Source organism: Rhizobium sp. PDO1-076, from assembly GCF_000247475.1.
In the GTDB taxonomy this organism is placed as follows: Bacteria; Pseudomonadota; Alphaproteobacteria; order Rhizobiales; family Rhizobiaceae; genus Allorhizobium.
Genome location: NZ_AHZC01000432.1, coordinates 1 through 18272, shown reverse-complemented (window position 1 = coordinate 18272; position 18272 = coordinate 1). Strand labels below are relative to the sequence as shown.

General features: G+C 62.2%; 15 protein-coding genes. 7 read left to right on the top strand and 8 right to left on the bottom strand.

Going from position 1 to position 18272, the window contains the following annotated elements; translation table 11 throughout:
* Positions 1-497 precede the first annotated feature (497 nt).
* The 3 genes from PDO_RS25535 to xylF all read right to left on the bottom strand — a co-directional run bounded on the left by PDO_RS25535 (position 498) and on the right by xylF (position 3923).
* A complete protein-coding gene (locus PDO_RS25535; protein WP_007608598.1) occupies positions 498-1283 on the bottom strand; it encodes an ATP-binding cassette domain-containing protein in 786 nt (261 codons plus the stop codon).
* Positions 1284-1297: 14 nt separating this feature from the next.
* Positions 1298-2611 carry a sugar ABC transporter permease gene (locus tag PDO_RS25530; protein WP_007608597.1) on the bottom strand — a complete coding sequence of 438 codons (1314 nt, stop codon included), beginning with the start codon at positions 2609-2611 and terminating at the stop codon, positions 1298-1300.
* Between the two features lie 271 nt (positions 2612-2882).
* Positions 2883-3923, bottom strand: a complete 1041-nt coding sequence (gene xylF / locus PDO_RS25525) for a D-xylose ABC transporter substrate-binding protein (RefSeq protein ID WP_007608594.1) — start codon at positions 3921-3923, stop codon at positions 2883-2885.
* A 235-nt stretch (positions 3924-4158) separates the two neighbouring features.
* Between xylF and PDO_RS25520 the strand changes: the two genes are divergently transcribed.
* A complete protein-coding gene (locus tag PDO_RS25520) occupies positions 4159-5409 on the top strand; it encodes an ROK family transcriptional regulator (RefSeq protein ID WP_037075545.1) in 1251 nt (416 codons plus the stop codon).
* Between the two features lie 72 nt (positions 5410-5481).
* Entirely contained in the window at positions 5482-6252 is a 771-nt protein-coding gene (tam, locus tag PDO_RS25515) for a trans-aconitate 2-methyltransferase (RefSeq protein WP_007608590.1), read from the top strand.
* A gap of 47 nt (positions 6253-6299) precedes the next feature.
* On the opposite strand, the gene PDO_RS25510 is transcribed toward tam, so the two are convergent.
* The 3 genes from PDO_RS25510 to PDO_RS25500 form a co-directional block, all read right to left on the bottom strand.
* A complete protein-coding gene (locus PDO_RS25510) occupies positions 6300-7280 on the bottom strand; it encodes a magnesium transporter CorA family protein (protein ID WP_007608589.1) in 981 nt (326 codons plus the stop codon).
* 291 nt (positions 7281-7571) lie between these two features.
* Positions 7572-8447, bottom strand: coding sequence for a class I SAM-dependent methyltransferase (locus PDO_RS25505; RefSeq protein WP_007608588.1), 876 nt, complete (start codon positions 8445-8447; stop codon positions 7572-7574).
* Positions 8448-8885: 438 nt separating this feature from the next.
* Positions 8886-9596, bottom strand: a complete 711-nt coding sequence (locus tag PDO_RS25500) for a winged helix-turn-helix transcriptional regulator (protein WP_007608587.1) — start codon at positions 9594-9596, stop codon at positions 8886-8888.
* Between the two features lie 184 nt (positions 9597-9780).
* Between PDO_RS25500 and PDO_RS25495 the strand changes: the two genes are divergently transcribed.
* From PDO_RS25495 to PDO_RS25480, 4 genes are all read left to right on the top strand, one after another.
* The gene (locus tag PDO_RS25495; RefSeq protein WP_007608586.1) at positions 9781-10032 is read left to right on the top strand and encodes a DUF982 domain-containing protein; all 252 of its coding nucleotides are present in this window, start codon (positions 9781-9783) and stop codon (positions 10030-10032) included.
* Positions 10033-10284: 252 nt separating this feature from the next.
* Positions 10285-11541, top strand: a complete 1257-nt coding sequence (locus PDO_RS25490) for a hypothetical protein (RefSeq protein WP_037075536.1) — start codon at positions 10285-10287, stop codon at positions 11539-11541.
* A 9-nt stretch (positions 11542-11550) separates the two neighbouring features.
* A complete protein-coding gene (locus PDO_RS28695) occupies positions 11551-13392 on the top strand; it encodes a cell wall hydrolase (protein ID WP_007608582.1) in 1842 nt (613 codons plus the stop codon).
* Positions 13393-13909: 517 nt separating this feature from the next.
* Complete coding sequence (locus tag PDO_RS25480; RefSeq protein ID WP_007608579.1) at positions 13910-14752, top strand: PIG-L family deacetylase; 843 nt, start codon at positions 13910-13912, stop codon at positions 14750-14752.
* Between the two features lie 77 nt (positions 14753-14829).
* On the opposite strand, the gene PDO_RS25475 is transcribed toward PDO_RS25480, so the two are convergent.
* Entirely contained in the window at positions 14830-15585 is a 756-nt protein-coding gene (locus tag PDO_RS25475; protein WP_037075548.1) for an SDR family oxidoreductase, read from the bottom strand.
* A 208-nt stretch (positions 15586-15793) separates the two neighbouring features.
* Between PDO_RS25475 and PDO_RS25470 the strand changes: the two genes are divergently transcribed.
* Positions 15794-16672 carry an AraC family transcriptional regulator gene (locus tag PDO_RS25470; RefSeq protein WP_007608570.1) on the top strand — a complete coding sequence of 293 codons (879 nt, stop codon included), beginning with the start codon at positions 15794-15796 and terminating at the stop codon, positions 16670-16672.
* 207 nt (positions 16673-16879) lie between these two features.
* Here the strand turns inward: PDO_RS25470 and PDO_RS28485 are convergent.
* A partial coding sequence (locus tag PDO_RS28485) for a hypothetical protein (protein ID WP_202803134.1) occupies positions 16880-18272 on the bottom strand: 1393 nt, incomplete at its 5' end.

Sequence of the window (18272 nt, the reverse complement as noted above, 5' to 3'; positions counted from 1 at the left end):
TCCTGCTCGACCCCGACCGTCATAGGGAAGAGCTTCATTTGCTCTATGGCGCGCCAGGGTTCGGCATGCCTGGAGAGGTCTTCAATGCTGTCAGGCAGGTTCGTGAGACGGTTTCGGTCGCGCAGTAGGTACTCAAAGCTCCTCGGCTGAAGCTCTGCATGCTCGGGTACTATGCGACCGCAAATACCAATGACCGCAGTTGGCGCAATCCGGACATGGCCTCTCGACCGCCGTTGGGGCAACCCCATTCGATTGGGTCACCGGTCGGCCAGAGTAGTGGCCCAATGCCTGGCGTGATGTATGCACATCAGAGCGCAGCCCGATCCCTTCAGAGCTTGCGGGCCTCCAGGCGTGCCTGTCGCGGGTGACGTGGTCGAGGCCGCGCTTGGTGGGGCAGATCGACGTGGTCGCTGTCCACCGTAATCACTCCCACCCGCCGCGCGTCGACCTCCCCCATCAAGGGGGAGGTGTAAACCCGTTTTGCTGGACGTCGCGCTTTACGCCGTCTGCATGGCACCCGGTCCCGGCACCGCCCCCGGAGGGCATTTGCCGAGGATGATCATACCGAGCACTTCGTCCTTGGTGACATCCTGGGTGCGGGCATGACCGACGACGCGGCCGTTCTTCATGACGAAGACGCGGTCTGCGAGGTCGAAGACGTCGTGGATGTCGTGGCTGATCAGGAAGATGCCGATACCTTCCTTTTTCAGCTGTAGGATCAGTTCGCCGACCTGGGCGGTTTCCTGCGGACCGAGCGCTGCCGTCGGCTCGTCCATGATCAGGATGCGGGCGTCGAACAGGATGGCACGGGCGATCGCCACCGACTGGCGCTGGCCGCCGGAAAGCGCCTTGACCGGCTCCTTGAAGCGCTGGAAGTTGGGGTTCAGGCGTCCCATGACTTCGCGGGCCTTGGCTTCCATCGCGACGTCGTCGAGCGTGCCCCAGGGGGTGCGCAGCTCGCGGCCGAGATAGAGATTGGCTGCGGCATCGACATTGTCGGCGACGGCGAGCGTCTGGTAGATCGTCTCGATGCCGTATTTCTTCGCATCGCGCGGATTGTGGATGTCGGCGAAATCGCCGTTGATCAGGATATCGCCGTTGTCGCGCTTGTAGGCGCCCGACAGGATCTTGATCAGGGTCGACTTGCCGGCGCCGTTGTGGCCGAGCAGCGCCACGACTTCACCGGGGAAGAGATCGACGGAGGCATCGTCCACGGCATGGATGCCGCCGAAGGAGATGGAAACATTGCGCATTTCCACCAGTGGGGTGCGTTCTTCTGTCATTGGTTCAACTCCCCTTACTTGGCGCGAGCGCGGTAGACGGTGTCGAGCCAGACCGCGACGACGAGAACAATGCCGATGACAATGCTCTGGAGCGGAGTGTCGAGACCGAGCAGGACCATGCCCGAATTCAAGGATTGCATGACGACGGCGCCGAGCATGGCACCGGCAATGGTGCCGACACCGCCGGCGAGCGACGTGCCGCCGATGACGGCCGCGGCGATCGTGTAGAGTTCGTCGAGCGTGCCCTGCGCATTGGTCGCGGCATTGAGGCGGGCGGTCGAGATGGCGGCGGCGACGGCGCAAAGTGCCCCCATCAGCGCGAACATCTTGACGGTGACCCACTTGACCTTGATGCCGGCGAGTTCGGCGGCTTCCGGGTTGCCGCCGATGGCGAAGACATAACGGCCAAAGCGCGTGCGGTTGGTGATGAAGGCCATGAACATGGCGATGCCGATGGCGATCAGGACCGGGATGGCGATGCCGAGACCGATCTGCAGGCCACCTTCCGGCCAGGCGATGCCATGGGTTTCGGCATATTTCTTGGCGAGATTGACCGGCATGTAATAGCTGTTGGCGACCCAGACCGCACCGAGAATGGCGGCGCAGCCGAAGGCGACGAGGAAGTATTCGGCCCAGAGCGGGCGCAGCGGGAAGCCGAAGCGGCGGCGCTGCTTGCGGGTATTGAGGATCGACAGCACGATGAGAACGCAGGCGACAATGCCGACGATCCAGCTGGCGGTGACCCCGATCGAGCCATCCGCACCACCGCCCATCAGGCGGTAGGTGGTGTCCATCGGGGCAACGGTCGCACCTGATGTGACCATCCAGGCAGCACCACGCCAGACGAGCAGGCCGCCGAGCGTGACGATGAAGGCGGGTACGCCGAGGAAGGCTATGATCGCGCCATGGAAGGCGCCGATCGCCGTGCCAACCGCGATGCCGGCGGAAAGCGCGATCACCCACATCAGCGGATGTTCGAAACCGATGATCGGCGGCAGGATACGGGCCTGCAGCACGGCCATGATCATGCCAACGAAGCCGAGGATCGAGCCGACCGAGAGGTCGATATTGCGGGTGACGATGACCAGCACCATGCCGGTGGCCATGACCGAGACGGAGGCCGCCTGAACCGAGAGGTTCCAGAGGTTTCGCGAGGTGAGGAAGAGGCCGTTCGACAGGACGTCGAAGCCGATCCAGATGATGCCGAGCGCGATCACCATGCCGAGCAGGCGCGTGTCAATTTCGGTGGCTTGAAAGAAGCGTTTTAACGCTGAAACATTGGATGCCCGGGCTGCGGGCGCAGGCGTGGCAAGGCTTTGATCCGCCATACAGATATCTCCCCAGTCGTTTTACGGCTTGCGACCTTTTCCGCGTCGTTGCGTGCGGTGCCGACCTGTGGCCGGCGATGCGGATCGGGCGCTTCCTGCAGTGAACAAGGACCCGCACCGGCCTGAACGGACGTCCGGGTGTCGGACTGCCCAAATGGCGATTGTCGCCTGCACGGTCCTGCTGCTTGAAGTTCCCGATCAGCCGAAACGCCGCAGCAACAAGGCTGCGGCGTTTGCGGCTCAAGCTCGGTGGTCAGTTAAACCAAAGCACTCAGTTGCAGGCTGCGACAGAACCGGCAGCAACGCTCTGGCAAGCTTCTTCCTTGGAGATCCAGCCAGCGTCGATGACGACGTTGAGGTTGTCCTTGGTGATCGGCTGCGGGGCGATGAAGTAGGAGTTCATCTCGAGACCCTTCGGGCCACCAGCAAACTTCACGGCGCCTTCAACGGCATCCATCGCGGTGCCGGCTGCGAGGGCCGAAGCGATTTCGCCGGCCTTCTTGCCGAGTTCGCGGCTGTCCTTCCAGACAGACACGGTCTGGGTGCCGAGAGCGACGCGGTTCAGCGCTGCCTTGTCGCCGTCCTGACCGGATACCGGAACAGAACCGGCCATACCCTGGGCTTCAAGCGCTGCGACCACACCGCCGGCCATGCCGTCGTTGGAGGAGACAACGGCGTCAACCGCGTTGTTGTTGGCGGTCAGGAACTGCTCCATGTTCTTCTGGGCAGCTTCCGGCTTCCAGCCGTCGGTATAGGCTTCGCCGACATTCTTGATCTTGCCGCCGTCGATGGCTTCCTTCAGCACTTCGATCTGGCCAGAATAGAGGAAGTCGGAGTTCGGGTCGGTGGAGGCGCCCTTGATGAAGACATAGTTGCCTTCCGGCTTGACCTTCATGACTTCGCGGGCCTGCATGCGGCCGACTTCCTTGTTGTCGAAGGTGATGTAGAAGGCGTTCTGGTTCTCGATCAGACGGTCATAACCGACGACCGGGATGCCTTCAGCAACAGCCTTTTCGATGGCCGGGCCGATGGCTTCCGAATCCTGGGCCAGAACGATCAGGGCGTTTGCGCCCTGGGCGATCAGGCTTTCGATGTCGGTGAGCTGCTTGGCGGCAGACGTCTGGGCGTCAGCCGAAATGTACTTGTCGCCACTGGCTTCGAGTGCAGCCTTGATCGCGGCCTCGTCGGTCTTCCAACGCTCTTCCTGGAAGTTGGACCAGGAAACGCCAACGATCATGTCCTTGGCGCTTGCGACGGAATGCAGGCTCACGATGACGGCGGTGCACGCCATCAGCTTCAATACGGATTTCATTTTAAACCTCCCAAGGTGATAGCGGACCGTTGGAAGACCTCCCAACCAAACGACCCGCTGCAAAACTGCCCTTACCCCATGGACCCCCGTCCAATGGTTTTTCTCGACAGTCGAGAAAATAACTGGCAGAAGATTCCCGTGCTGTCAACACAGGCCGGTCACGGCTTGCAATACGGCCAACCAAATGCTTTGGGAGGAGCATGCGGTGGATAGACAAAAACCGGCCACAAGGCCCATGCTGAACAAGTCCAGCCAGAAGACCAGCAACGAGAGCGTGCGCCAGCAAAATAGCGGGCTGGTGCTTGAGGCGCTTCGGCGCGACGGACCTTTGGCGCATACCGACCTGTCGGCATCGACCGGCCTGTCGTCGGCGACCGTCTCGGCCATTACTGCGGACCTGGAAAAACTCGGGCTCATCGAGCGGCGGGAAGTCGCCAATGCCGGCCATCGCGGCCGGCCGCGCGTGCTGTTCAACCGGCGGCGCGACGCGGCCCATGTGATTGCGGTGCGGATTTCCTCGCATGCAGTGCAATATTCGCTGGCCGATTATCGCGGCACGCTGATCGACCGGATCGAAGAGCCGCGCGACCATGGCGCGACCACGTCCGCCGCCTTTCTCAAGGGGTTTCGCGAAACGATCGAACGGCTGATCCGCCGCTCCGGCCTGGCCGAAGACGCGGTGATGACGATCTCTATCAGCAGCAAGGGCATTGCCGACCGCGACGGCGCCAAACTGCTGTGGTCGCCGATCTTCGGCTACGAATCGCTCGACTTCGAAAGCGCGCTGTCGGGCCTGTCGCACCCCGGCGTTTCGGACTCCAGTCTGTCAGGAAGGGGCAGCATCCGGCTGTTCAACGAGAGCCTGCTGGTCACGCATGCCTTGTTGCTCAGGCTGGAAAAGACCCGTGAAACGCCCCTGCCCGCGCTGGCGACGCTGTCGCTCGGCCATTCGATCGGGCTGGGGGTTGCGCTGCGCGACCGCAGCGGACTGGTGCGCGTGGTGGCGCCGAATTTCGGCCATATGCTGCATGCAGCCGACGGCAAACTCTGCCGCTGCGGTGCCTATGGCTGCGTCGAGGCCTCTGCCGGTTTCTACGGCATCCTGCGCGCCGCCTTCGAAGTGCCGCCGGATACGATCCCGGCGAAATTCGTGCCGCTTGGCGAGATGGAAAAGATCGCCAGTCGCGCCCGCCAGGGACACCGGGTTTCGGAATATGCCTTCCGCCAGGCCGGCCTTGCACTCGGCCAGAGCCTGTCGCGCATGCTCAGTCTTGCCGAGGAAACCATGCCGATCGCGATTACCGGCCCCGGCACGCGGTTCATGGACCTCTTGATGCGCGGGCTGACCGAGGGGCTTGGCCAGTCGCAGCATGTGCGGGTGCATGGCGCGCCGGAAATCCTGATCATCACCGAGGAAGAGACGCTGGTGTTCGAGGGCCATGTCGACCGTGCGCTGACGGAGATCGACCAAGATCTTGGCGGATGACAGCGCGGTGTGCGGGCGGATCCCGCGCCTGTCATGTCAACAAGCTATAGTGCCGGCAAAGGGAGTATCGCCATGGCCTGGTCGGCTGATCAATATCTGAAGTTCGAGAATGAGCGCACCCGCCCGGCACGCGATCTTCTGGCGCAGGTGCCGCTGGCCTTAGCGTCAAACGTGATCGATCTCGGCTGCGGGCCGGGCAATTCCACCGAATTGCTGGTCGAGCGCTTCGGTGTCGATGCGGTGAGCGGCCTCGACAGCGACCGCGACATGCTGGACAAGGCGCGGGCACGGCTGCCGCACACCCGCTTTGCCGAAGCCGATCTCAGCCAGTGGGTGCCACCGGCCGACACCGATCTGCTTTTTGCCAATGCGGTGCTGCAATGGATCCCGGACCATCTGGCACTGATGCAGCAATGGCTTGAGGCGCTTTCGCCCGGCGCCGTTCTCGCCGTGCAGATGCCCGACAATCTCGGCCAGCCGACACATCTTTTGATGGAGGAGACCGGCGCTGCCGGACCCTGGGCGGCACGTTTTGAAGGCGGGCGCCTGCGCCGGGCACTGCTGCCGCAGCCGGCCCGTTATATCGAGGCACTGTCGCCGCTCGCGGCCAAGGTCGATGTCTGGCACACGATCTACAATCACCCGATGGCCGACGCGCAGGCGATCGTCGAATGGGTCAGGGGCACAGGCCTTCGGCCGTATCTGGCAGCCGCCGGCATGGAGCACGAAGCGGCGTTCCTTTCCGACTACACGGCGCGGATCGACCGGGCCTATCCGCCGCTTGCCGACGGGCGGCGGCTGTTGCGCTTTCCGCGGCTGTTCGTCGTCGCCGTCAGGGCATGATTTGAAGACGGGGACCACCGGGTGCGACGGTCCTCGTCTCCTCTATGCTAAAGCCAGCCACGCCGCCTGAAGTAGAGATACGGCAGGACGGCCGAGAGGACCATCAGGCCGATCGCCATCGGATAGCCGATCTGCCATTGCAGTTCCGGCATGGTCTCGAAATTCATGCCGTAGATCGAGGCGACCAGCGTCGGCGGCAGGAAGGCGACGGAGGCGACCGAGAAGATCTTGATGATCTGGTTCTGCTCGAGATTGATCAGGCCGAGCGTCGCATCGAGCAGGAAATTGATCTTGCCCTGGAGGAACTGGGCGTGATCGCCGAGCGAGACGGCGTCGCGCTGCAGCAGCTTGATGCGCTGGCGGGTTTCCTTGGCCACCTTGCGGGCGGGCGTTTCCAGCGCCGCGTGATAGGCGACGAGGCGCGAGATCGACACAAGGCTTTCGCGGGCGCCGGTCAAAAGGTCGCCCTTGCGGCCGATCTGCTCGATCAGCGACTGCAAATCGCGCGTCTTCTTGTTGACCTTGGCGGCCTTGGAGCGGAACACCTCGCGCGAGACGCCGTCGATCTCGTTGCCGACGCGTTCGAGCACGTCGGCGAGACGGTCGATGACCGATTCGAGCAGGCCGAGCATGACCGTTTCGCCATTGGTGCAGACCAGGCCATTGGATCGCTTGGCACGGATGATGAAGGTCTCGAAGGGCTTGGGATCGGCATACCGCACGGTGACCAGGCTTTCGCCCTTGAGGATGAACGTCACCGGCGTCTTGACCGGATCGTCGCCGTCGAGGCCGGCAAGCGCCGTCATCGTCATGAACTCGGCGCCGTCCTCCTGATAGAGACGGGCGGAAAGCTCGATCTCCTCCATCTCGTCACGGGTCGGGATGGCGATGTCGAGGGCCGCTTCGACCGCGCGGCTTTCGTCGATTGCGGGATTGAGCAGGTCGAACCAGATGACGGGTGTCGGCTCGACGGCAGCAGGATCTGCAGACACGATATGATCGGCTTGACGCGAAAAATTGCGCAGCATGGGGCACTCCTTGGCGACCTCGCGGTCACCGTGCGCCTCGACGAGGGCTAGACGACCGTTGTTCGCGGGCTATCAGACGTCGAACTTCGACTGTCGGGGTTCATCTTCCTGTCCTCGGTTCGGGTGGCATTTGTTGCGGCGCACCCATAAGGGGCAAATGGACCTAGATGGACGTCAAGTCAAGATGGCTGTCTCATGAAGTCGTTGTCGCGCAAGGGCAGGACTCGAACAAGCCGCCGGAGGGCTCCGACGGCTTTCATCCTATGTGTATCTGTTGCGGCGACCGGTCCCTCAGCGGGCGGTGACGATGACCTCGAGATAATCGCTTGGCATGACCAATGTGCCGTCCTCGGCCCGGTTGGAGCGGTTGATCACGGCGAGGATGTCGCGCTCGAGCGCGGCACGTGCTGCGTCATCCGGCAGGCTGGCAAAGGCCTTGTGAACCGGGCCGTACCACGTGCGGAAGATATCCAGCCAATGGGCCGGCGAGCGATAACGGAAGGTATAGCTGCGGTTGGTCGTTTCGATCGCGGCCGCATCCTCGAACAGTTCCGACAGCCTTGCCCGCGTGCCCCAGAGCGCCGGCGACTTGACGCCGGCCGGCGGCGGCAGATGGCGGCCGAGGGTGGCAAACAGCTGGCCGATGACGCTTTCCGGCGTCCAGTTGGCAAGGCCGATGCGGCCACCGGGCTTGACCACGCGCAGTATTTCGGTCGCCGCCTTGCCCTGATCCGGGGTGAACATCACGCCGAATGTCGACAGAACCGCATCAAAACTGTTGTCGGCAAAGGGCAAGGCCTCGGCATCGGCCGTCTGGAAGGCAATGTCGAGACCTTCGGCTTTCGCCCGTGCCTTGGCCTTTTCCAACAGCGCCGGCACATAGTCCGTCGATGTGACGTCGCACCAGCGGCGGGCGGCGGCGAGCGTTGCATTGCCATTGCCGGCGGCGACATCGAGCACGCGGCTGCCGGCATGCAGGTCCAGCGCCTCGCACAGGTTTTCGCCGACGATCTGCAGCGTCGTGCCGATCACGGCATAATCGCCGGACGACCAGGCGCCCTGCTGGCGCGCCTTGACGGCGGCAAGATCGGCCATCGGAGCAACCGAACCGGGCGGCATGGAGGCTGACGATGACGACGGGTGAACTGAGGATTGGGGGGATGGCATGGCATGTTTCCTTGGATTGGTTGATCGGATGACAGGCCGGCTTTCAATGCCCTGGCAAAGCCCTGGCCTGCTGATGCCAAGAATGCGCCCGGGACCGCAGTTGCGGCCAGTGCAGGAAGTGTAGCGGGCGATACAGTAAGTGTAGTGGAGGGGGGCGAGCGGGTGTCGGTGTCTCTGCGGACAAACGGTTCACCGCGTTCGCCGTCACCCTCGGGCTTGTCCCGAGGGTCTGCTGGGCTTTGCCGCAGTGTTGTTTTTATTTGCTAACTCGGCGTCTTTCGTTGCCCCCGGCAGATGCTCGGCACAAGGCCGAGCATGACGATCGTCTCATTTGTCGGCTTTGCTGGAAACTGGCGCTGCATTTGTAGACGGAAAACCGCTTACGCGCTTTTCCTGGAATTGGCTTCCGGCTTCCCGCAATTCCAGGCGGAAAACCGCCTACGCACTTTTCCTGGAATTGCTGGGGCAAACCGCGGCATAGGAACTGCGGACCAGCCAGCGGTCGATGGTGGCGGCGAGCGTGCGATCGCCGATCAGGGCGATGCGTTCGCGGGCGATCTCGGCGTGGTATGTCGAATGGCCCATCCAGGCGGCGGTCATGGCGTAGAGATCGGCGCGGATGAAGAGATCGACATTGTAGCGCGGGTCGATCGAGCAGAGATCGACGATTTCGCCCGGTTTGGCGACCAGCCAGAAGCTCTGATCCTCGCGCGGCAGATCGGGAAAGGTGAACTGGATCACCGACCGCCGGTCCGGCGGCAGGAAACCGGCATCGACCTTGCGGCGGATGTTCCACATCAAAAGCCGGGCATCGAGATGTTCCAGCGTGACCTCGGTATCGACATTGCGATGGGCCCATTCGCCGAGCGCATGCACGATCGGCTCCAGTTCGTTGGCCATGGTGGTCGTGCGGTAATGCACCTCGCTGCCGTTCAGGCTTTCCCGGCGCTCGACCAGGCCGCGCTCCTCCATTTCGCGCAGGCGCTTGGACAGCAGCGTCGGGGAGATGCCGGGCACGCCGCGCTGGATCTCGTTGAAGCGGGTCGAGCCGGACCACATCTCGCAGAGCAGCAGCATGGTCCAGCGCGGTTCCAGCAATTCGCAGGCCTTGGCCACGGGGCAAAACTGGTGATAGCCGTCCTTGGACATTGTAGACCCTCCCGGCAGATCCTCCGCGCAGATCCCTGCCGGCACGACTATGGGCCTGCGGATACCGGCCGTCCAGTACAGATAGTGTAGTGGCGGGAGGGCGCAGTTGGCACTATAGAGGACGAAACGGGGCCGCGACCGGCCCTTGCCCACTGCAACACGCGCCTGCTCGAAAGCCGACATCATGCACAAGACCTGGACCAAACCCGTGATCCTCGCCATCGGAGAAGACGGTGCCGATGTCACCATCGACAGCACCATGGCCGCCTGCTGGGCGCTGATCGAGGACTGGCCGGCGGAAGACGGCAAAGCCCTCGACACGGCCCTGCTGGTCTGTGCGGCGGTCGATGCAGGCAAGAAGACCGACGAGGATGCCCGCAAGGCATTTATCGCAGCGGCGATCGAGGCCGGGATTGCGATCAAGGGGGGAGCTTGATCACCCGACAGCCTCGGACATCTCCTCCCCGACGCAACCAAATGCACGTAAAACGTGAACATAAGCCATGAACAAATGCCATAGATCATTGCGTAAAAGCGTTTAATAACAAGATATTGTTTGCCCAATCCTTGCCTGAAACCGGGATGTGTTCTGGGTCGCCTGAATTTTATTATTCAACTTCTGATAAAATTCAATTGACGCACGTCATGCGCGAGCGCAGATTTTCTTTCATGTCTTAATTGAAAGGGCATGAACGTGATGCTGCGGCGAATACTCTTTCTCATCACGCTGTGCCTGGTCGCCAGTTGCACTCCAGCGCTTGGCAACAGAGGTATCGGGCAGGACCTGTATTCCAGCCAGACGTCGCTGGCGACCAACAATATTGCCTCTTACTTCGGCGAACTCTGCAACCAGACCCATCTGCAGCGCAGCGGCACCTCGGCCCATTGCAGCGACTACTCGATGTTGGTGCAGGCCGGCTTCAACGATATCGACGGGCGATGCGACCATTATCTGGCGTGGATCGACACCAAGCGGGCCGAGGCCGGACGCGTGCATTCCTCGCTTGTGGCGATCGGCAGCGCGGCAACCAGCGTGCTGACGATCGCCAGCGCCAGCACAGACACGATCGCCTATGTCGCCCAGGCACTGGGGCTGACCAGTTCGCTCTATGACGCGTTCAACAATTCCATGCTGATGGGGCTGGAGAGCAGCACGATCAAGCGGATCGTCTACGAGCGGCGGCTGGAGTTCCGCCGCCAGTTCATGCAGGTGACATTCTCGAAAAGTCCGGAAATGGTCTTCGCGCTGCGCGGCTATCTGCGGATCTGCACGCCTCAGACGATCGTGCTGGACGCCAACACCTATGCACTCGCTGCCGCCTCCGGCATCGCGCCGCAATCGCTGGCCGATAGCGTGCAGCAGGAAGTGGACGCGATCAGCGCCTTCAAGTCGGGCAAAGGTCCTGCGACGGCGGGCATGCAGGCGAATCAGCAGCCGGACCGCGGCAAGGTTTCCTGCAAGGAATGCGACACGATCTTTCCGAAGGACAGCGGCTATACGGAGGCCGAAATCAAGCTGGTGCAACGCGCGATCTGCGTGCCGGATGACGGGAAGCCCGGGGCTGACACGCTGGCGGGCATCCAGAACTATCGCGACACCCTGGGCTCCCGCAATACCGGCCCGCTGCAAAGGGCAGAGTTCGAATACCTGGCCACATCGGGCTGCAAGCCGGGCGATCCCGACAAGGGCGTCCAGAACTACTACGAGGCAGTGGTGATGCGCGACAATCCGAACCGGTTTTCCGGCCTGATCGACGACCTGAACGCCGTGATCAAGAAGCTTCCCGCCCTCGACAAGGCGACGGTGACGCTGAACACGCCGGAACTGCGCGACAGGATCGCTGAGGCGAGAAACCTGTACGGCATGCAGGCCGCCACTGCGAAACAGAATAGGTCTCTGAGCGCAGAACTCGTGCAGAAATTAGAAACCACAGCCCCACAATAGGAGCCGACCATGGAGCAAGTCTATGTCGTAGTGGCGTCTGGCCAGAAACGTCGGGCACGGCTCTATCAAGAGCCATCGACGGACTCCGCTCTGGTTAATGTCCTTTCCATCGACGACACGATCTACCTCGACCTTTCATCGGATCAGAACGTATCGGCACCCAAGGGCTGGCGCCATGTCACCTACAGGCCGACCCCAGGCGCTGTGGGCAACAGCGGCTGGATCGAAATCGGGCATGTCGGCCCGCTGAAGACATTGGATGTGCCGCCGGTGGACGAGGACGTATTCGTCAAGCACTGCGCCCGGACGGAAATCCAGGCACATGCCAGCGAAACGGACGGAGCGCCGGCGATCCTTGCGGACTATCTGATCGCGCTGGCCTGGATCGAAAGCGAGTTGACGAAGTTCGGCAACCGGCTGCCTGGAACGTCGGCCATCGGGCCGTTCCAGATTACCGAGGAGGAATGGGCGGACTTTGTCGCCGCCAATCCGGCGGCCGGATATGGGCCGTTTCAACGGTTCAACCCGCTTTCGCAGGTCACGGCGGCGCAGTTCCTCACCCAGCGCGACTGGGAGGCTCTGGAGGCGGAGGCCGTTGCCGCCGACATTGCCGAGCCGGAGCAGAGCTTCATTCCCAGCTTCCTGCTGTTGCTCCAGGCACGCCTTGTCGGGGCAAAAGCGGCATTTGCCATCGACCGGATGCATGTCGAGGGCAATGCGCAGACGCCGGTTGCCGACGCGCTTGCGCCATTTTATCCGGCGCCTGGCGATCGGGAGGCACTGATCAGCCGTCGCCGGCGTTTCCTGCAGCAGGGGCTTGCCGGCCATGCGACCACGGTGGACGAGTTCGTCGAGAAGACGGCCGCCGTGTTGAACGAGGCGTTCCAGGTCGGCTTTTCCAAGCTGAAACAACATTTTCCCGAATTTGCCATTCCGCCGGTGAGCGCCGTTGCGGGCGGAATGCCATGGGTGGCCATCGCGCAAACCGAGGAGACGTTCTGGGCACGGGCGGATGTCAGCGAAACGACGCCGGCCGGCAAAACCCGGGTGAAGGACTATTTCAACGCGACGTCATATCGTCCGCCTACCGTGGAACCGTGGTGTGGCGCGTTTGTCGCCTGGTGTCTGTCGCAGGCGGGCGCATCTGTCGTCGAACAGGCCGCCACGGCAAAAAGCTGGAAGACCTGGGGCTCCGTCGAGTTACGCAAGGGCGGACTGACCGACCCCAAGGTGCAGGCGGCACTGGAAGGCGCGGTCGTCGTGCTTCATCCCGGCAAGGATACCGGCACAACCGGGCATGTCTGTTTCGCGCTCAGCCGCATGGAAAGTTCGCGCAAGCTGACCTGTATCGGCGGCAATCAGGGCGACACCGTGCGCACCGAAGCTTTCGATCTGAGCCGGGTTGCGTCGATCCGCGCTCTAACACCGGTGGACATGCCGACCGGCGACGAGCAATTGATCCTGGCGCGGACGATCTATGGCGAGGCACGCAGCGAAAGCGAGATGGGGCGCGAGGCGGTGGCCGAGGTCATCCTGAACCGCAAAGCGTCGCCCCGCTACCCCGACAGCATCATCGCGGTCTGCCTGCAACACCGGCAATTTTCCTGCTGGAACGCCAGAGATCCAAACCGGGCGAAGATCATCCATCTTCAACCTGGCGCGGACCGCGACTTCGATGAATGCCTTGTCGTCGCCGGCGAGGCCCTGGCGGGCAAGATCAATCACCTCACCGACGCCGTCTTGCATTATCACTCCACATCGATCGGCAGTCCCGACTGGGTACGCAAATCACCCCGCGCCTTCATGGAACGCAAGATCGGGCGTCATCTGTTCTACCGCGGCATCGCCTGACGCGCCAAGGCGTGAGGGACCGCCGTGGGTCGATCGGCGGCGCAACACCCGGCGCCGGCAATCAGGAAGCTGATCGAGGTCGCTGCCGTCGATACTGTCGACGCAGGCAGGCATGCCGGCAGACAAACAGGCTGGCCGGCGGGGCGAGCTCGTCTGGTAGAGGATGGAAAAAACCGCTGCATTGCCGCCGTATTCGATCAATTATTCGCGATCCGCGCAGAAACACGGTGGATACAACCACCCTGATAACCTGATCTCAATAAAATCAGCCTTTTCTACTTCCCACTTGCGCCGGTCCATCGCCGGCCGAGACTTGTAACCGTTGCGCCCTGATGGCGCGTCACCAACGCCTGTAGACGACGCGGCGATTGGTGCGGGACGATGGATGCGACGCGTGAGAACGGGGCCCGGCTTTTTGACGCCGGCCTTGTTGCGGATGCGATCACGTCGGGGGCGCCGGACAAAATGGACGCGGACCCAGCCCGACGATCATGACGCAAGACAGAGATGTTTCCTGATGATGACACTGGATGATTTCAAAGGGGCCGTGGTGGTCATGGCACATCCGGATGACGAGGTTCTCTGGGCGAGTTCGATCCTGGCATCGGCGAAGAAAATCATCATCTGCTACAACGAGGCGCCCAATAGCGGCGATATCAGCCATGGTCGCCGGACGGTGTTTCAGGACTTTCCGCTGAAAACCGTGGTCGATCTCGCCATTGTCGAATCCAATACCTACCAGACGACGAACTGGCGCAAGCCCGAGGAGACCGTCTATGGCATCCGCTGCGATCGCAACAGCGATGCCTATGCGAAAAACTTCCACCTGCTGACGGCGGCGTTGGAGGAACATCTGCAGGCGGGAGACGTCGTCGTCACCCACAATCCCTGGGGCGAATACGGCCATGAAGAGCATGTGCAGGTGTTTCGGGCTGTCTCGCATGTCAAGCGCCAGCGCGATTTCCGGATGTTCGTCAGCAGTTATGTCAGCGACCGTGTGCTCTATTTCATGGAGCGAAACGTCCCCCGCCTCGGTGCGCCATCGGCCTTGCTGGCGACCGACAAGGCGCTCGGCGCGCGGCTGATGCAGCATTACCAGGCGCATAATTGCTGGACATGGGAAGACGGCTATACATGGCCGGACTATGAATGCTTCTATGAAGTGAGCGATCCGGATGGGCCATTGCGCGCCGACGAGCGGACCATGTCGTCGTTGCCGGTCAATGTCATCTTTCTCGACGAGCAGACTTTGGTGTGGAGCCGGGTGTTGCGCAGCATGAGACGGCGGCTCGGCACGATGATCCATCGCCTGCTCCGGCCGGCGCATCATCAGCCGAAGCACAAGACCAGAGAGGCCTGAGGGGCAGCGGGGGCTTTTTTTTGGGGGGGGGGCTGGGGGCTACGACTTGGCCGTCGCAGCCCGACAGAGTGTTGCGGCTAGATACCCTGGCCACCCGACACTTCGATGCGCTGGGCGTTGATCCAGCGGTTGTCATCCTTGAGCAAGCCGGCGATCACCGGACCAATATCGTCGGCAACGCCGACCCGCCCGAGTGCCGTCATGTCGGCGAAGAACTTGTTGAAGTCGGGCGTATCGCGAACGGCGCCACCGAAGAAATCGGTTTCGATCGCGCCGGGCGCTACGGTGTTGACCGCGATGCCGCGGCTGCCGAACTCCTTGGCCATGTAGATGCTGAGCACTTCAACCGCAGCCTTGACCGCGGAATAGGCTGACCAGCCGGGTGCCGAGACGCGGGTCAGGCCGGAGGACAGGTTGACGATACGGCCGCCGTCGGCCAGCAGCGGCAAGAGCTTCTGCGTCAGGAAGAACACGCCCTTGAAGTGCACGTCGACGAGGCGATCGAACTGCTGTTCCGTCGTGTCGCTGATCAGGGCATAGTCACCATGACCGGCATTGTTGACCAGGGCGTCGAAAGTGTCGCGCTGCCAGGTGTCACGAAGTGCTGCGCGCAGGGTCTTCGCGAAAGTGTCGAAGCTGGCCACCCGACCTGTGTCGAGCTGAAGCGCAACCGCCTTGCGGCCCATGGCACGGATGTCGGAGACGACGGAATCGGCGTCTTGCGAACGGCTATGATAGGTGACGACAACATCGCCGCCGCCCTTGGCAATGCTGAGCGCGGTGTTGCGTCCGAGACCGCGGCTGCTGCCGGTGATGAGAGAAATCTTGGTCATGATCCATGTCTTTCGTGGCGACCACCCCAATGTGGTCTGGCCCATTTGGTCTTGCCCAATGTGGTTTGGCACAATGTGGTCTGGTCCAATGTGGCCTGGCCGCTTTATCGCTTCGAAGCGGGCGGCCGTGTTGCCAGAACCTCGCCAACTCTTGCCTAATCCTCCAAAGGGTCTAGGCGACATTCCGGGCAAGGCGTATGTTCGCTGCATGGAAACGCTTTTCGACACCGTTCGCCGATATGCCGATGCCCATGCTAACCCGACGGGCATCGCGCTGACACCGATCTCCGGGCTTTCGACCGTCAGGGCGACGGCCCCGAGCCCGCTCATGCACGACATGTCGCGGCCGCTGGCTTGCCTTGTCGTACAAGGTGCAAAGCAGGTGACGATGGGAACGCAGCAATACGCCTTCGCCACCGGAGACACGCTGCTGATCACCGCCGATGTGCCGACTGTCAGCCAGATCACCCGCGCCAGTATCGCCTCGCCCTATTATTCGCTCGTCATGGAACTCGATCCGGCGATCATTGCCGCGCTTGGCGTGGAAATGCATGCGTTGCAGGTCAGCGACCAGACGGCGGTCAAGGTCGGCCCGACGGATGCGGAAGTGTCGGACGCGGCACTGCGCCTGATGCGCCTGCTTGACCGGCCCTCATCTCGTCCCGTGCTGCAGAACCAGCTTGTGCGCGAGATGCATTACTGGTTGCTGGCCGGGCGGCATGGCGATGCGATCCGACGCCTCGGCATGATGGGAAGTCACGTCGAGCGCGTGGCACGCGCGGTCGCCGTCCTGCGCCATGACTTTGCCGAAACGATCCCGGTGAAACGACTGGCATCGGTCTCCGGGATGGGCATGTCCTCGTTTCACCATCATTTCCGGGCCGTGACCTCGCTGTCTCCCCTGCAATTCCAGAAACATCTGCGCCTGATCGAGGCCCGCAGACTGATGATGTCCGAGGGCGCGCCGGCAAGCGTGGCCGCCTTCAAGGTGGGCTACGAAAGCGTGTCTCAGTTTACGCGGGAATATGGTCGCCTGTTCGGACTGCCGCCCGTCCGCGACGTGCAGGCCTCACATGCCGCGGCGTGATGAGGTGGTGTGCTGGTTTTGGAGAGTTTGGCGCGTTGGGGTGGGGGTTGGTTGCCGGATCGAGACCGCAGTCGGGCTTGGGATTGTCGGGCTCAACCCGCCCAGGTGCGTGCCTGTGCCTATGCGCTGGGCCGCCGGACGAATGCCGGTGGCCGCCGCGGCTGGCGCACAAGACGAGAGACGTGAGCGGAAATGCCGGGCGCAAGCTCAGTCGTCGCGGCGGATCATGCCGGAAATAGCGGCAGCGGCGATGGCAGTAACGACCCAGCCGAGGACGATGAACATCTTCTGGAGGTAGAACATCCGGTAGCCCCAGTCGCCGCGCGCCGGGGACGGCGCCCAGGCGTCGGTCTGGCCGAGATCGAGAACTGGGACGACGACATCGAGGGCGTATGCGAGGGAGTAGAAGGATTCGTAGTCCTTGCCGGGGGCGTCGGGGGCTGACCAAGGATGTGCAGGTGTCATGTCTTCCACGATCATCTGCTTCGCGTCTTCGGAGATGGCTGTATAGACCTCTGGGAGATCTGCCACAGCCTTCCACTCTGGAGATGTCAGGACGATGGCAGAGTTGGGCGCGAAGTCACCAGCGTCCCAGGTGACAAAGGCTCCAATCCAAACGATGCCGATCATACCCGCAAGCCAGGCGAGGCTGAGCCAGGGTTTGTAGCCGTAGCCAGCGATGTAACGGATGAGGATATCCCAGAACCAGTTCCAACCGATCCTCAGCCAGGGAGACAGATAGAAACTGATCCAGCGCCTGATAGCATCCCACGACCACGGCAAAGTTGTTTTCACCGAGAATGGAACATCGCTTTCGGCCTTGCGTCTGCCTTTGCGGATTGACGCCCGCACGGCCTTGCGCTGTTCCCTCTCCTTCTCGATCAGGATTTCGCGCGCCTCATGGCGATGGCCGGTCTCACGGTAGAATTTGGCGAGTTGCTGATAGGGTTGGGGGTGGAACTGGCCGTTGAATATGGCACCGTTCTTGAGCCAGAGTTTGCGGAAGGGGAGACTGTGGGGGCCGACCAGGTTTTCATAGGTAGCTCCCATCAGCATCAGTTGCGACACCGCCTTCCAGCTTTGCTCATCATCCACCAGATCGCTGAGATGCGCAGCATTGAGATCAACTTCTCCGACGACGGCTTTCAGTTTCCTCCATATAAAGCCTCCTCTGACGATCATCCTTTGCGCGTTCAGCGCCTTGCCCTTCTCGCCATTCAACTCGGCCTCCTCCGCCGAGAGTTGACCCTCGATCTCGGCCCCGGAAAACGAGACTTCACCGGTGCTCTTCAGTTTGCGAAGGAAGGTGCCGCCCCTGATCGTGGCGTTCTGCGCATTCAGGGCCTCGCCCTCGCCACCATTCAACTCGGCACCATCGCATGAGAGTTCACCACCGATCTCTGCACCGGAAAGCGAGACCTCGCCGGTGCTCTTCAAATTGCGAAGGAAGACCCCGCCCCTGATCGTGGCGCCCTGCGCATTCAGGGCCTTGCCCTGCCCACCATTCATCTCGGCTCCCTTGCGGAGAGTGGACCGCCGATCTCGGTGCCGGAAAACGAGACCTCGCCGGTGCTCTTCAAATTGCGAAGGAAGACCCCGC